This window comes from Variovorax sp. GW821-FHT09D05 (genome assembly GCF_059416325.1).
Genome location: NZ_JBWKOZ010000005.1, coordinates 414859 through 429223 on the forward strand (window position 1 = coordinate 414859; position 14365 = coordinate 429223).

14 protein-coding genes are annotated in these 14365 nt (G+C 67.2%); 11 read left to right on the forward strand and 3 right to left on the reverse strand.

Annotated elements, in window-relative coordinates; translation table 11 throughout:
* Positions 1–61 precede the first annotated feature (61 nt).
* On the forward strand, positions 62–1105 hold the full coding sequence (locus AC07O3_RS16245) for an extracellular catalytic domain type 1 short-chain-length polyhydroxyalkanoate depolymerase (RefSeq protein ID WP_093077229.1): 1044 nt from the start codon (positions 62–64) through the stop codon (positions 1103–1105).
* Between the two features lie 12 nt (positions 1106–1117).
* On the opposite strand, the gene AC07O3_RS16250 is transcribed toward AC07O3_RS16245, so the two are convergent.
* On the reverse strand, positions 1118–2047 hold the full coding sequence (locus AC07O3_RS16250; RefSeq protein ID WP_093058612.1) for an AraC family transcriptional regulator: 930 nt from the start codon (positions 2045–2047) through the stop codon (positions 1118–1120).
* Positions 2048–2171: 124 nt separating this feature from the next.
* On the opposite strand from AC07O3_RS16250, the gene AC07O3_RS16255 reads away from it, so the two are divergent.
* From AC07O3_RS16255 to AC07O3_RS16295, 9 genes are all read left to right on the forward strand, one after another.
* A complete protein-coding gene (locus AC07O3_RS16255) occupies positions 2172–2558 on the forward strand; it encodes a hypothetical protein (RefSeq protein WP_495339797.1) in 387 nt (128 codons plus the stop codon).
* Between the two features lie 64 nt (positions 2559–2622).
* Positions 2623–4086: an MFS transporter gene (locus tag AC07O3_RS16260; protein WP_495339798.1), complete on the forward strand. Its 1464-nt coding sequence runs from the start codon at positions 2623–2625 to the stop codon at positions 4084–4086.
* A 53-nt stretch (positions 4087–4139) separates the two neighbouring features.
* Entirely contained in the window at positions 4140–4463 is a 324-nt protein-coding gene (locus AC07O3_RS16265) for a nucleotide pyrophosphohydrolase (protein ID WP_093058615.1), read from the forward strand.
* Positions 4464–4586: 123 nt separating this feature from the next.
* The gene (urtA, locus tag AC07O3_RS16270; RefSeq protein ID WP_093058616.1) at positions 4587–5855 is read left to right on the forward strand and encodes an urea ABC transporter substrate-binding protein; all 1269 of its coding nucleotides are present in this window, start codon (positions 4587–4589) and stop codon (positions 5853–5855) included.
* A 92-nt stretch (positions 5856–5947) separates the two neighbouring features.
* A complete protein-coding gene (gene urtB, locus AC07O3_RS16275; protein ID WP_093077223.1) occupies positions 5948–7495 on the forward strand; it encodes an urea ABC transporter permease subunit UrtB in 1548 nt (515 codons plus the stop codon).
* Positions 7492–8712 (forward strand): urea ABC transporter permease subunit UrtC, encoded by a 1221-nt coding sequence (urtC, locus tag AC07O3_RS16280; RefSeq protein ID WP_495339799.1) that lies wholly within the window; start codon positions 7492–7494, stop codon positions 8710–8712. The genes urtB and urtC overlap by 4 nt, the downstream gene beginning before the upstream one ends.
* On the forward strand, positions 8709–9587 hold the full coding sequence (gene urtD / locus AC07O3_RS16285; RefSeq protein WP_093058619.1) for an urea ABC transporter ATP-binding protein UrtD: 879 nt from the start codon (positions 8709–8711) through the stop codon (positions 9585–9587). Before urtC ends, urtD begins: the two co-directional genes overlap by 4 nt.
* Before the next feature lie 12 nt (positions 9588–9599).
* Positions 9600–10292 (forward strand): urea ABC transporter ATP-binding subunit UrtE, encoded by a 693-nt coding sequence (gene urtE / locus AC07O3_RS16290; RefSeq protein ID WP_015866784.1) that lies wholly within the window; start codon positions 9600–9602, stop codon positions 10290–10292.
* 132 nt (positions 10293–10424) lie between these two features.
* On the forward strand, positions 10425–11672 hold the full coding sequence (locus tag AC07O3_RS16295) for an MFS transporter (protein WP_093077219.1): 1248 nt from the start codon (positions 10425–10427) through the stop codon (positions 11670–11672).
* On the opposite strand, the gene AC07O3_RS16300 is transcribed toward AC07O3_RS16295, so the two are convergent.
* Together AC07O3_RS16300 and AC07O3_RS16305 are read right to left on the reverse strand one after the other, a co-directional pair.
* Positions 11662–12342 (reverse strand): anti-sigma factor family protein, encoded by a 681-nt coding sequence (locus AC07O3_RS16300; RefSeq protein WP_495339800.1) that lies wholly within the window; start codon positions 12340–12342, stop codon positions 11662–11664. The two genes, AC07O3_RS16295 and AC07O3_RS16300, sit on opposite strands and share 11 nt — an antisense overlap.
* Positions 12329–12901: a sigma-70 family RNA polymerase sigma factor gene (locus AC07O3_RS16305; RefSeq protein ID WP_495339801.1), complete on the reverse strand. Its 573-nt coding sequence runs from the start codon at positions 12899–12901 to the stop codon at positions 12329–12331. The genes AC07O3_RS16300 and AC07O3_RS16305 overlap by 14 nt, the downstream gene beginning before the upstream one ends.
* Positions 12902–13067: 166 nt before the next feature.
* Between AC07O3_RS16305 and AC07O3_RS16310 the strand changes: the two genes are divergently transcribed.
* The gene (locus AC07O3_RS16310) at positions 13068–14312 is read left to right on the forward strand and encodes a YVTN family beta-propeller repeat protein (RefSeq protein ID WP_495339802.1); all 1245 of its coding nucleotides are present in this window, start codon (positions 13068–13070) and stop codon (positions 14310–14312) included.
* The last annotated feature ends 53 nt before the right edge of the window (positions 14313–14365 follow it).

The following is a 14365-nucleotide window of genomic DNA, read 5'->3' on the forward strand; positions in this document are numbered from 1 at the left end:
AAGGCCGCCCCTTGTCGGGTGTTGTTAGGCCGGCCGGCGCTTTGCGTTCACACTGCGCGCCATGGCCCGTTCTTCCACCGCTTCCGTCTTTGCCCGCGCCTACGAGCGCAACCTGCGCGCGCTCACCAAGGCCACGCTGAGCAACAGCAAGCGCATCGCGGGACAGGTCCAGCGCGCCGCGGCCAAGCGGCTCAAGCCGCCGCCCGGCAAAGGCGACTGGCTCAGCGGCATGGCGATGGGCCCGGGCGGTGCACGCGGCTATCACCTGTTCCGGCCGGCCGGCTTGCAGCTGAAGCCGGGCGAGCGGCTGCCGCTCATGGTCATGCTGCACGGCTGCGGCCAGACCGGGCGCGACTTTGCCGCGAGCACGCGCATGAACGCGCTGGCCGTGCGCCAGCGCTTCCTGGTGCTCTATCTCGAGCAAGACCGGCTCGCCCATCCGCAGGGCTGCTGGAACTGGTACGAGCGTCGCTCCGGCAAGGCCGACGCCGAAGCCGCGACGCTGATGGCCGCCATCGACCAGGCCTGCATGCTGTACCCCGTGGACCGCGATCGCGTGGCGCTGGCGGGGCTCTCGGCCGGCGCGAGCATGGCAGCCTTGCTGGCCACGCGCTACCCGAATCGCTTCCGCGCCGTCGTCATGCATTCGGGCGTGGCGCCCGGCGCGGCGAAATCGCCGGCCACGGCCCTTGGCGCAATGCGCGGACAGAACGTGCCGCCGATGCCCTCCACGGCAGTCGGCAAGGCGATGGGCGCCGCGGCTGTCTTCGCCACCTTGCCGCCGATGCTGGTGCTGCACGGCGATGCCGACGCAGTCGTTGCGCCGAGCAATGCAGTCAACAGCGCCGCGGTGTGGGCCACCGCGCTGGGCGCGAAGCCCGGGCTGTCGCGCAACATGCAGCGCGGCAAGCGCCGTTCGATGCGCGTGACCGACTTCAAGCGCAAGGGCCGCACGCTCGTCACGTTGTGCGAGATCGCGGGGCTGGGCCATTCGTGGAGCGGCGGCGCATCGAAGCTGCTGTTCAGCGACCCCGAGGGGCCTGACGCCACGCGCATGACATGGGCCTTCGCGGCCGCGCAGTTCAAGGCCGCGGCGAAGGCCTGAAGAGAAGGGCGGCTATGCAGCGACAGCGCCTTCGCGCGCCGCTGCCCGCCAGGCACCGGGCGCCATCCCTTTCTCTCGCTTGAAGGCTTTGCTGAACGCCGCCTCCGACTCGTAGCCCACCGCCCCTGCGATCGCGCCCAGGGCAGCGTGGCCTTGCCCCAGCATGTTGCCGGCTTTGAACATGCGCCACTGCGTGAGGTACTCCAGCGGCGCCTGCCCCACCCGCTCGCGAAAACGCTGCGCGAAGGCCGAGCGCGACAGGCTCGCGACGGAAGCAAGAGCCTCTACCGTCCAGTCGCGCGCGATGTCCTTGTGCATCGCACGCAAGGCCGGGCCAATGCGCGCGTCGGCCAGTGCGGCGAGCCAGCCCGTCTGAGATTCGCCGTTGGCCGCGACGTGCGCGCGCACGGCCTGCACGAACACGATGTCGGCCAGCCGGCTCACGAGCAGGCTGGAGCCCAGGCCCGGCTCGCCGGTTTCCATGGCCAGCAGCTGCAGAGTGCCTTGCAGCGCAAGGGCGCGGGCCTGCTCCATCTTCACGTGCAGCAGTACCGGCAGCAGATCGAGCAGCGGCCGCGCGGCGCGCTGGTCGAAGTGGAACCAGCCGCAGATCACCGACGCCGCCGTACCCGTGCCGCCAAGCTCCACCAGCCCGCCGATGCGGTCGCGCACGACCGAGGCACAGCTCACGGTCGGCGTGTTCGGATGGTCGCGCAGGATGTAGGGTGTGCCATGCGCGAGCACATAGCAGTCGCCTGTCGCAAGCGCCACCGGCTGCGCCATGCCCTCGATCTCCAGCAGGCAGCCGCCGCGCACCACCAGCCCGAAGCGCGCGCTCTCGCCGCCCGCCAGGCTCACGCCCCAGGGAGCGCCGGCTTCGAGGCGGGCATACAGGGCGCTGCGCACGCGCATGGCGGCGAAGACGTCGTCGAGCGGATCCATGAAGACTCCTGTGGCGGTGGACGAATGGACAAGATTGTCGGCTTCCCAGGCATTCACTGTCCACCGATGGAGGCAGAAACTGCGGCCTCACTCTTCCCAGACACAGAAACAACAGGAGCAGAACATGAACGCCAGAACAGAATTTGCCGAGCTCGCCGACCGCTACGTCGCCGTCTGGAACGAACCCGATGCCGACGCGCGCCGCGCCGCCATCGCCGGCCTCTGGGTGCCCGACGGCGAGCACTACGTGCGCACGCTGCAGGCCAAGGGCTACGAGGCGCTGCAGCAGCGCGTTACCGGCTCGCACGAGAAGAACGTGCGTGACGCCGGCTTCCGCTTCGTCCGCGCGGGCGACGCCCAGTTCCTGCACGACGCGGTGATGTTCCATTGGCACATGGTCCCGGCAGCCGGTGGCCCGGTGGCCGCGCTCGGGCTGGAGTTCCTGGTGCTGGCCGAGGATGGCCACATCGCCACGGACTACCAGTTCATCCTGCCGACGCCCGCCGTCTGAACCCCGACGATGACCTCCGGGGTCATTGCCGCAGTACCGCTTCCTCCCAACACTCGAGCCCATCATGACGCAGTCAAACATCGCTGCTTCGGCAGCATCGCTTTCTTCCACAGGAAGCCAGAGCACGGGCGCGACGAAGCCCGGGCGGCTGGGCTTGTGGGTCATGCTCAGCGGCACCTTCCTGGTGGTGCTGGACTTCTTCATCGTCAACGTCGCGCTGCCGTCGATGCAGCGCGAGCTGCTGGCGAGCGCGGGCACCTTGCAACTGGTGGTGGCCGGCTACGGCCTGGCCACCGCAGCGGGCCTGATCACCGGCGGCCGGCTCGGCGACCTGTTCGGTCGCCGCCGCATGTTCATGCTGGGCCTGCTGTTGTTCACGCTGGCTTCGGCCGCCTGCGGCTTTGCGCCGAACGCCGAACTGCTGGTGGCGGCGCGCGTGCTGCAGGGGCTGGCCGGCGCGCTGCTGCAGCCGCAGGTGCTGGCGATGATCGGCCTGGCATACACAGGCGAAGACCGGGCGCGTGCCTTCGCGGCCTATGGGCTCACGCTGGGGCTGGGTGCCACGCTCGGGCAGCTCGTCGGCGGCTTGCTGATCCATGCCGATGTGGCGGGTCTGGGCTGGCGCAGTTGCTTCCTCATCAACGTGCCGATCGGCCTGCTGGCGCTGATGCTTGCACCGCGCGTCATTCCGCCGCTGGCGAACAGCGGCAACAGCAGGCTCGACCTGACCGGCATGCTGCTGGTGGCTGCGGGTTCGGTGGCCGTGGTGCTGCCGCTGGTGGAAGGCCGCGAACAGGGCTGGCCACTGTGGAGCTGGGTGTGCCTTGCAGCGGCGCTGCCGCTGCTCGCAGCCTTTGCATATCAACAGCGCCGGCTCGCTGCACGCGGAGGTGCGCCGCTCGTGGCACCGGCGCTGCTGGCCAACGGTCGCTTCGTCACGGGCCTGCTCACCACGCTGGCCTTCTATGTGGGCAATGCCTCGCTGTACTTTGTGCTCGCGCTGTACCTGCAGCAGGGCCTGGCGCTCGATGCGCTCACCTCGGGCGTCGTTTTCACGTCGCTGGCGGTCGGCTTTTTCGCGACGTCGATGGCGGGTGCGCGGCTCGTGCGGCGCTTCGGAGGCAAGCCGCCCATCGCGCTCGGTGCGCTGGTGCTTGCTGCAGGGCACGCATTGCAGTTTGTCAACGTGGCGGGCTGGGCGGGGCATTCGCACGTCGTGGCGTGGATGGTGCCGTTGCTGCTGGTGCAAGGCGCGGGGCTCGGCATGGTGATGGCGCCGCTGGTGTCCACCGTGCTGGCCGGGCTGCCGCCGCAACATGCGGGCGTGGCCTCGGGCGTGCTGTCGATGGTGCAGCAGGCGAGCAATGCGCTGGGGGTGGCGTTGATCGGCATCCTCTTCTACGGGCGGCTGGGTCATGGGGCCGATGCGGCGGGGTATGCGAGCGCGTTCGGGGCGGCTCTGATCTATCTGACGGTTTCAGCGCTGCTCGTGGCTGCGCTCCACCATCGCGGAAGCCGGCGGGCCTGATCGGGCGCGGCGGTGGCCGTGCCAAACTCTCCTGTCCTCACGACAGGACAGACATGGCCACCGATATCCAGCAACTGACCCAAGACCTGCGCGACTTCGCCCAGGTGCGCCAATGGGAGATGTTCCACTCCCCCAAAAATCTGGCCTCCGCGCTTTCCGTGGAGGCCGCCGAACTGCTTGAACACTTCCAGTGGATGAGTGAAGCCAAGAGCCGCAATCTGACCGCCGCCAAGCGCGCCGAGATCGGCACAGAGATCGCCGACGTCTTCCTCTACCTGCTGCAGCTCGCCGACAAGCTCGATATCGACGTGATCGAGGCAGCAAAGAGCAAGATGCTCGCCAACGCCAGCAAGTACCCCGTGCCGCCACCTGCCTGAGCCCTGAGTACCTCCGTGTACGCCACCCGGCGTATTTCCCCTTCCTGGTGCATTCCGCAGACTCCCTCCCACGCCAGCAAAGCGCTGGCGACAAGGTTCAACCAACCCGGAGCAGGAGTCCACATGCAACGTCGTTTCACACTCAAGGCGCTCACCGCCGCCGTCGCGCTGGCCAGCATTTCTGCTGCGCCCGCTTTCGCTGCCGACACCATCAAGGTCGGTGTGCTGCACTCGCTGTCGGGCACGATGGCCATCTCTGAAACCGTGCTGAAAGACACGGTGCTGATGGCCATCGACGACATCAACAAGAAGGGCGGCGTGCTGGGCAAGCAGCTCGAGCCCGTGGTGGTCGACCCGGCCTCCAACTGGCCCCTGTTCGCTGAAAAGACCAAGCAGCTGCTCGGCCAGGACAAGGTGTCGGTGATCTTCGGCTGCTGGACCTCGGTGTCGCGCAAGTCGGTGCTGCCGGTGGTCGAGGAAATGAACGGCCTGCTGTTCTACCCGGTGCAGTACGAGGGTGAAGAACTCTCGAAGAACGTGTTCTACACGGGCGCCGCGCCCAATCAGCAAGCCATTCCGGCCGTCGACTACCTGATGAGCAAGGAAGGCGGCGGCGCCAAGCGCTGGGTACTGCTGGGCACCGACTACGTGTACCCCCGCACCACCAACAAGATCCTGCGCGCCTACCTCAAGAGCAAGGGCGTGAAGGACACCGACATCGACGAGAAGTACACCCCCTTCGGCCACAGCGACTACCAGACCATCGTTGCCGACATCAAGAAGTTCTCGGCCGGCGGCAAGACTGCAGTGGTGTCGACCATCAACGGCGACTCCAACGTGCCCTTCTACAAGGAACTCGGCAACGCCGGCCTGAAGGCCAAGGACGTGCCCGTGGTTGCCTTCTCGGTGGGTGAAGAAGAGCTGCGCGGCGTGGACACCAAGCCGCTGGTCGGCCACCTGGCCGCATGGAACTACTTCATGTCGATCAAGAACCCGACGAACACGGCGTTCATCAAGCAGTGGAGCGACTACGCCAAGGCCAAGAACATCGCCGGCCACAAGGACAAGCCGCTCACCAACGACCCGATGGAAGCCACCTGGATCGGCATCCACATGTGGAAGCAGGCGGTCGAGAAGGCCAAGTCGACCGACACCGACAAGGTGATCGCAGCCATGGCCGGCCAGACCTTCACGGCTCCCTCGGGCATCGTGTCGAAGATGGACGAGAAGAACCACCACCTGCACAAGAGCGTGTTCATCGGCGAAATCAAGGCCGATGGCCAGTTCAACGTGGTGTGGAAGACGCCGGGTCCTGTGAAGGCGAAGCCGTGGAGCCCGTACATCGAAGGCAACGACAAGAAGCCTGACTACCCCGCTGGCAAGTCGATGTAAGTGTGTTTCTCCCTCCCCAGTGGGGGGAGGGAGCCAACCCAACTTCCATTCTCATGATGCTTCGACGAACCCTTCACTGCGCACTCGCCGCCATGCTGCTCATGGCATCGGCCGCCCACGCGCTGACCGCCGACGAAGCCCGGGCCATCGCCTCCGGCGAATCCGAAGCCCGCATCGCCGCACTCAACAAGGCCGTGCTCACGGCCGACGACAAGACCACCGCCTTCATCCAGGCCATGTCCGACGACGCGGTCAAGTACACCGAAGACAAGGTCTTCGTGATGAAGGACGACAAGGGCTACGACCCCGTCACCGGCGCCGAGCTGAAGGTGCCCGACACCGCCGAAGACGTCGTCAACAACAACCTCATGCGCGGCGCGCTCGATGCCGCGCAGGCTGCTCTCAAGCTCACGAGCAAGGACGACGCGGTGCGCGCCGAAGCCGCGCAGGCGCTCTTCAAGGAGCCCGACGAATCGCGCGTGCCCATGGTCGAGAAGGCGCTGGCCGCCGAGACCAATCCGAAGATCAAGGCGCAGCTCGAACTGGTGCGCGCCGCCAGCATGCTCACCAGCGCCGACAAGGCCAAGCGCCTCATCGCCGCCAAGGAGCTGGGCAACAACCGCAACCCCGACACCAAGCTGCTGCTCAACCAGCGCCTGGCCGACGAGACCGAAGCGGACGTCAAGGCCGCCATCGTCGCGTCCATTGCCAGCATCGACGGCGCGCTGGTCTGGGGAGACCGCATCAACGCCGTGTTCAGCGGCATCAGCCTGGGCTCGGTGCTGCTGCTGGCCGCGCTCGGCCTGGCCATCACCTACGGGCTGATGGGCGTGATCAACATGGCGCACGGCGAGCTGATGATGATCGGCGCCTACGCCACCTACGTGATGCAGGGCATCTTCCAGAAGTACGTGCCCGAGGCGGCCTTCGGCTTGTACCTGGTCGCTGCCATTCCGGTCTCGTTCCTCGCGTCGGCGCTCGTGGGCGCGGTGCTGGAGCGCGGCGTGATCCGCTTCCTGTACGGCCGACCTCTCGAAACGCTGCTCGCCACCTGGGGCATCAGCCTGATGCTGCAGCAGCTCGTGCGCACGCTGTTCGGCGCGCAGAACGTCGGCGTCGAAAACCCCGGCTGGATGAGCGGCGGCTTCACCATGCTGAGCAACGTCACGCTGCCGTGGAACCGCATCTGCATCATCATCTTCGCCGCTCTGGTATTGCTTGCGATGGGCTGGCTCATCGGCAAGACGCGCCTGGGCCTGTTCGTGCGCGGCGTTACGCAGAACCGTCCGATCGCCTCGTGCATGGGTGTGAACACCGCGCGCATCGACACCTACGCCTTCGCGCTCGGCTCCGGCATCGCGGGCCTTGCCGGCTGCGCGCTGAGCCAGATCGGCAACGTCGGCCCCGACCTGGGCCAGAGCTACATCGTCGACAGCTTCATGGTGGTCGTGATGGGCGGCGTCGGCCAGCTTGCGGGCACCGTGTATGCGGCGCTGGGGCTGGGCATTCTCAACAAGTTCATCGAAGGCTGGGCGGGCGCGGTGCTCGCGAAGATCGCGGTGCTTGTCTTCATCATCATCTTCATCCAGAAGCGGCCGCAAGGCATCTTCGCTATGAAAGGCCGGAGCGCTGAGGCATGAGCAAGGTCGTACTTCCAACCAAGGGGCCGCTGCTGAGCGGCAAGGGCTGGACGGCCTTCTTCGTCGCGCTGATCGTGGTGTGCGCCGTGGCGCCGGTGCTCAACATCTGGGTGCCGGTCGACAGCCCGCTGCACATGAGCGACTACGCGGTGGCGCTGGTCGGCAAGATCATGTGCTACGCCATCTGCGCGCTGGCCATGGACCTGATCTGGGGCTACACCGGCATCCTCTCGCTGGGCCATGGCCTGTTCTTCGCGCTCGGCGGCTACATGATGGGCATGTACCTCATGCGCCAGATCGGCCGCGACGGCAACTACAAGAGCGACCTGCCCGACTTCATGGTGTTCCTCGACTGGAAAACGCTGCCCTGGCACTGGACCTTCAGCGACAGCTTCATTGCCACGCTGATCCTGATCGTCGCGGTGCCGGGCCTCATCGCCTTCGTGTTCGGCTTCTTCGCCTTCCGCTCGCGCATCAAGGGCGTGTACTTCTCGATCATCACGCAGGCCATGACCTTTGCGGCCATGCTGCTGTTCTTCCGCAACGAGACGGGCTTCGGCGGCAACAACGGCTTCACCGACTTCAAGCGCATCCTGAATATTCCGATCGCCACGCAGGAAATGCGAATGACGTTGTTCGCGCTCACCGGCGCCACGCTGCTGGGCTTCTTCCTGTTCGCCAAGTGGCTCATCGGCAGCAAGTTCGGCCGCGTGCTGCAGGCCATTCGCGACGCCGAAACGCGCGTGATGTTCTCGGGCTACAACCCGCTGCCGTACAAGCTCACGATCTGGGTCATCTCCGCCATCATGTGCGGCGTGGCCGGCGCGCTGTACGTGCCGCAGGTCGGCATCATCAACCCGGGCGAGATGAGCGCGGCCAACTCCATCGAGATCGCCATCTGGGCCGCCGTGGGCGGACGCGCGACGCTGATCGGCCCCGTCATCGGCGCCTTCATCGTCAACGGCGCGAAGAGCTGGCTCACCGTGGCCTACCCCGAGTACTGGCTGTACTTCCTGGGTGCCTTGTTCATTGCTGTCACGCTGTTCCTGCCGAACGGCATCGTGGGGTTGGTGCGCAAGTGGGTGTCGAGGGAGAAGAAGCCGGTGTCGCCCGAGCCCGTGCAGGATGCTGCACGGCGCTCGGTTGCGGCGGAGCAGGGCGTCGAGCCCGATGCGCTGGGCTCGCTGCCCGTGGACGCGAAGGGAGCACGCGCATGACGCCCGACCTGATGGAAGCCGGCGCCGAGCGCGCGGCACGCGCCAGCGGCATTCACTACGCGAGCGGCAGCACCGAATCGGGCGGCCGTGCCGCAGACTTCGGCCGCCACGTCACGCCGGGCGAAGTCGACGTCACGCACGGCCGCATCCTCTACCTCGAAGACGTGAGCGTGAGCTTCGACGGCTTCAAGGCCATCAACAAGCTGTCGCTCGACATCGCGCCAGGCGAGCTGCGCTGCATCATCGGCCCCAACGGAGCGGGCAAGACCACGATGATGGACATCATCACCGGCAAGACGCGGCCCGATTCGGGCACCGTGTTCTTCGGCAGCACCATCGACCTGCTGCGCCACCGCGAAGCGGACATCGCGCAATTGGGCATCGGCCGCAAGTTCCAGAAGCCGACAGTGTTCGAGCACCTGACCGTGTTCGAGAACCTCGAGCTCGCGCTGAAGACCAACAAGGGCGTGCGTGCCTCGATGCTCTTCAGGCTCGACTCGGCACAAAGCGACCGCCTGGCCGAGGTGCTGGAAACCATTCACCTCGCCGACAGCGTGTCGCGTCTGGCCGGCAACCTGAGCCATGGCCAGAAGCAGTGGCTCGAAATCGGCATGCTGCTGATGCAGGACCCGAAGCTGCTGCTGCTCGACGAGCCCGTCGCAGGCATGACCGATGAAGAGACGGCGCGCACCGCCGAGCTGTTCCTCACCCTCAAGGGCAAGCATTCGCTGATGGTGGTGGAGCACGACATGAGCTTCATCCGCACCATCTCCGAGATCGTCACCGTGCTGTGCGACGGCTCCGTGCTGGCGCAAGGCACGCTGGACGAAGTGCAGGCCGACGAGCGGGTGATCGAGGTCTATCTGGGCCGCTGAGGAACCGAACCCATGCTGACAGTCAAGAACATCCACCAGTACTACGGCGGCTCCCACATCCTCCGGGACGTGAGCTTCGAGGCAACGCTCGGCAAGGTCACGGTATTGCTGGGCCGCAACGGCGTAGGCAAGACCACGCTGCTGAAGTCGCTCATGGGCCTGGTGCCTATCAAGAGCGGCAGCATCGAACTCGAAGGCAAGCCCATCCACAAGGCCACGCCTTACGACAGGGCAAGAGCCGGCATCGGCTTCGTCCCGCAGGGCCGCGAGATCTTTGCGCGGCTCACGGTCGAGGAAAACCTGCGCATGGGCCTGGCCTACAAGAGCGGCAGCACGCCCATTCCGTCGGAGCTGTTCGACCTGTTCCCCGTGCTCAAGCAGATGATCAACAGAAGAGGCGGCGACCTCTCCGGCGGGCAGCAGCAGCAGCTTGCGATCGCCCGGGCCCTCGCGCCCAAGCCCAAGCTGCTGATCCTCGACGAGCCTACCGAAGGCATCCAGCCCAGCATCATCAAGGACATCGGCCGCGTCATCCGCATGCTGGCCGACCGCGGCGATATGGCCATCGTGCTGTGCGAGCAGTACTACGACTTCGCCCAGGAGCTGGCCGACGACTACCTCGTGATGGAGCGCGGCGAGGTCATTGCCCGCGGCCTTGGCAAGGACATGGAAGCGCAGGGCGTGCGCCAGCTCGTCGCCATCTGAACCCCTTGGGCAGGGCTTCGAAGCCCTGCCAGTACAAGGCCTTGGGCAACTGCGTATCGGCAGAAATTCAGGGTTTACCCTAAAATCCGGCTTCTGCCCGCGGCCGCCGGGCACCTTCCCAGGAGCCTGGCCTTGAACGCCTCCCCACCCGCGCTGGACAGCGCGGACACCGATATTTCCGTTTCTTCTTCTCCCGCCGCGCCCGTCAACTTCCTGCGCGCGGTGCTCGCACTTGGCGTCGGCGGCTTTGCCATCGGCACCGGCGAATTCGTCATCATGGGCCTGTTGCCCGAAGTGGCGAAGGACATCGACGTCAGCATCCCGCAGGCAGGCCACGTCATCAGCGCCTACGCGCTCGGCGTGGTCATCGGCGCGCCCGTGCTCGCTGTGCTCGCCGCAGGCTGGCGCCGCCGCGCGCTGCTGATCGCGCTCATGGCCGTGTTCGCGGCCGGCAACTTCGCCAGCGCCGCGGCCCCCAACTATTTGCTGCTGAACCTGCTGCGCTTTGCCACCGGCCTGCCGCACGGCACCTACTTCGGCGTGGCCGCGCTCGTGGCCGCTACGCTCGCGCCACCGGGGCGCCGCGCGCGGGCCGTGGGGCTTGTCATGCTTGGGCTCACCGGCGCCACGCTGGTCGGCGTGCCCATCGCCGCCTGGCTGGGCCAGATCTTCGGCTGGCGCGCCGCCTTCGTGTTCGTCGGCGTGATCGCGCTGGTGGCCATCGCGCTGCTGCGCCGCGACATCCCCGACCTCGCAGCGCCCGCAGGCGCCAGCCCTTGGCGCGAACTCGGCGCGCTCAAGCGCAAGCAGGTGTGGTTCACGCTCGGCATCGGCGCCATCGGCTTCGGCGGCATGTTCTCGGTGTTCAGCTACATCAAGCCCACGCTCATCGAAGTGGCAGGCATGCCGCTGGGCGGCGTGCCCTTCGTGCTGGCGCTGTTCGGCCTGGGCATGGTCACCGGCAACCTCGTGGGCTCGCGCCTGGCCGACAAGTCGCTCATGCGCACCATCGGCGGCCTGCTGGTCTATGCGGCGCTGGTGCTCGCGATGTTCACCTTCGCGGCGCACAACGTCTTTACCGCGGCGTTCAACGTGTTCCTCATCGGCACCACCGTGGCCATCGGCCCGGCGCTGCAGATCCGCCTGATGGACGTGGCCGGCGATGCGCAGACGCTCGCCGCCGCGCTCAACCACTCGGCCTTCAACATGGCCAACGCGCTCGGCGCGTGGCTCGGCGGCGTGGCCATTGCCGCGGGCCTGGGCTGGACCTCGACCGGTTGGGTCGGCGCCTTGCTGGCGCTGGCGGGCATGGGCGTGTTCGGTTGGGCGATTGCGAGCGCGCGTGCCGAAGCGCGCCGGCCCGAAACGGTTACTTGCTGAGGGCTGCGCCCTCGGGCGCGCCGTGTTGGCGCAGCAGCGACGCGAAGCGGCGAAGCTCCGCCGCGTTCAGGTCCGACACCGCCCACGCTTGCATGCCGCCCTGGGCCCATCGCGCCAACTGGTAGCCCTGGCGCGTGGAGAACACGGGGCCCTGTGCCTTCGCATCGGCCGCCGGCCAGACGAACACATTGATCACGTGCGGCCCTGAGCGATACACCAGCGCTGCCACGGTGCGCCCATCGAGGTAGTCGAGCCGCCCGCCAGTCAACGGAAAGCCTTCCGCAGCCAGGTCGGTCACCGGCGGTGAAAAGTCGAGCTTGCCGGCGAACCACGGCTTCACCGTGTGCTGGTCGGACGAGGCCACGTCGGCCAGGTGCGAGGCCATCAGCGAGCGCACGTGGTTTGCGGTGACGGCTTCGGCGAGCGCGTCCTGCGGCGGCACCGGCGTCGCGAGCAGCATCAGCGCAAGGCCCCAGGCCGTTGCCGCGCCCGTGCCGAACCATGCCAGACCTTGCCACAAGCCGCGACGAGGCTGCTGCACCGGCGTGGGTGCGGTCACTGCCTCGGCGCGCACCGCCTGCCCGATGCGCTCGGCCAGCCCATCCGGCGGCGTGTGCCGCACGGCGTGACGCCGGATCAGCGTTCCCAGTTCTTCTTCAGACATTGACATGGTGGATCTTTCCTCCAGCGTCGCCAGCAGGCCGTTCGTCGCGCAGGCTGTCGCGCAGCAAGGCCCGCGCGCGCGACAGCCGCGACATCACCGTGCCCAGCGGCACGCCGGCGATGCGCGCGATGTCCTCGTAGCGCATCTCTTCGAGCTCGCGCAGCACGATCACTTCACGGTACACCGGCGGCAGCGCGTCGATGGCGGCATTGATGCGCTCGCCCTGTGCGCGCTGCTCCCATTGCCGGGCCGGATCGCTGGCCTGCGCTGAAGAGTGGCCATCAGCCGCCTCGCTGTCGCGCAGTTCGTCGAATTCGACCTGGTCGGCCAACTGCCGGTTCTGCCGCATCCAGTCGTAGCAGGCATTGCGCACGATGCCCAGCAGCCAAGGCCGCGCGCTCTCGCCGCGCAGCCCGTCGAAGAAGCGGAACGCACGCAGGTACGCCTCCTGCACCGCATCGTCGGCCAGCTGGTCGTCGCGCAACAACCAGCGCGCAAGATTCCACGCCGCATCGAGATGCGGCAACGCTGCGGCTTCGAACTGGCGTGTGCGATCGGTCGTCAACAGGCTCAATGGGCTCCTTCTTCCTGCATGACGGAGTGGCCCGGCGCTTTATTCCATCTTTTTCCATCTTTTTTACCGACCCGCGTGGAATAAGCAGGGCACGCCATGCGTCATGCCCTGTGCGGATTCTGCTTGCTTCCGTTCAATTCCCCAGGAGGTTTTCACCATGCTCGCCATTCCCGGTTTCGCACGCATCCTCGTACTGCTCTCGGCTCTGGCCGCCTCGGCCGCCCCCGCCCTGGCCGCCGGGCCCAAGGCCTACGTCGGCAACTTCAAGGACAGCACCGTCAGCGTGATCGACACCGGCACCGAGCGCGTCGTCGCCACCGTGCCGGTGGCGGCCGGGCCGGACGGCATCATCGTCGCGCCGGGCGGGCGAAGCGTGTTCGTCAGCGGCTCCAGTGCCTCGACCGTGAGCGAGATCGACGCTTCAACTGACCGCGTCGCGCGCAACATCGACGTCGGCAAAGGCCCGCAAGGCCTGGCCATGACGGCGGACGGCAAGTGGCTGCTGGTGGCCGTCAATGGCGACGATCGCGTGGCCTTCGTCGACACCACGGCCCACGGTGTGAGCGCCACCGTGCCGGTGCCCAAGCCGCACACCATCGCCATCCGGCCCGACGGGCGTCAGGCCTACGTCGCGTCGCAGGAGCCCGGCCATTTCGCGCTGGTCGTGATCGACATGACCACCCGCAGCGTGGTCACCGAGATCCCGCTCGACAAGCCACCGCGCGACCTGGAGTTCGGCCACGACGGCAAGGCGCTGTACCTCACGCTGGCTGGCGTGCCCGCAGTGCAGGTGCTCGACCCCGCCACCAACCAGTGGAGCGCGCCGGTTCCTACGGGCGTGTCGCCGCACATCGCACAGCACTTCGCGGGCATGGCCAGCGGGGTGGTGGTGGTGCAGGGCCCGGGTGAAGTCATGCTGTTCGACCCGGCCACGCGTGCGGCGGTGCGCAGCATCGGCGTGGGCAAGCAGCCGCATTGGCTCGATCTGTCGGCGGACGGCAAGAAGCTGTGGGTGAGCAACGAAGGCTCGAACGACGTCAGCGTGGTCGATCTTGCGGGTGGGCCGGTGCACACGGTGGCGGTGGGCAACGCGCCGCGCAAGGTCGCGGTGCAGCGCACGGCAGCTTCCGAAGGCGCGCACGCAGGCGGCTCGGCGCACGTGGCCATCCGGAACTTCGCCTTCGAGCCCGCGCAGATCACGGTCAAGGCCGGTCAGCGCGTGAGCTGGCAGAACGACGACGGCGCGCCGCACGGCGTGGTCTTCAAGGATGGCGGCACCGGCATCGATCTGCTGCTGCCCGGCAAGACCTTCGCCCGCACCTTCGACAAGCCGGGCACCTACGACTACGTGTGCTCGGTGCACCCTTACATGACGGCGCGCGTGACGGTCATTTCCCCCTGACCTGCGCGCAGGCGATGCGGTGCCTATGATGGTTGAGCGGGCCAGGCATGTGC

Coding starts and splice junctions, on each gene's coding strand:
- AC07O3_RS16300 (WP_495339800.1), bottom strand. CDS start 12,342: ATGTCAATGTCTGAAGAAGAACTGGGAACGCTGATCCGGCGTCACGCC.
- AC07O3_RS16265 (WP_093058615.1), top strand. CDS start 4,140: ATGGCCACCGATATCCAGCAACTGACCCAAGACCTGCGCGACTTCGCC.
- urtC (WP_495339799.1), top strand. CDS start 7,492: ATGAGCAAGGTCGTACTTCCAACCAAGGGGCCGCTGCTGAGCGGCAAG.
- AC07O3_RS16250 (WP_093058612.1), bottom strand. CDS start 2,047: ATGGATCCGCTCGACGACGTCTTCGCCGCCATGCGCGTGCGCAGCGCC.
- urtE (WP_015866784.1), top strand. CDS start 9,600: ATGCTGACAGTCAAGAACATCCACCAGTACTACGGCGGCTCCCACATC.
- urtB (WP_093077223.1), top strand. CDS start 5,948: ATGCTGCTCATGGCATCGGCCGCCCACGCGCTGACCGCCGACGAAGCC.
- urtD (WP_093058619.1), top strand. CDS start 8,709: ATGACGCCCGACCTGATGGAAGCCGGCGCCGAGCGCGCGGCACGCGCC.
- AC07O3_RS16260 (WP_495339798.1), top strand. CDS start 2,623: ATGACGCAGTCAAACATCGCTGCTTCGGCAGCATCGCTTTCTTCCACA.
- AC07O3_RS16310 (WP_495339802.1), top strand. CDS start 13,068: ATGCTCGCCATTCCCGGTTTCGCACGCATCCTCGTACTGCTCTCGGCT.
- urtA (WP_093058616.1), top strand. CDS start 4,587: ATGCAACGTCGTTTCACACTCAAGGCGCTCACCGCCGCCGTCGCGCTG.
- AC07O3_RS16245 (WP_093077229.1), top strand. CDS start 62: ATGGCCCGTTCTTCCACCGCTTCCGTCTTTGCCCGCGCCTACGAGCGC.
- AC07O3_RS16255 (WP_495339797.1), top strand. CDS start 2,172: ATGAACGCCAGAACAGAATTTGCCGAGCTCGCCGACCGCTACGTCGCC.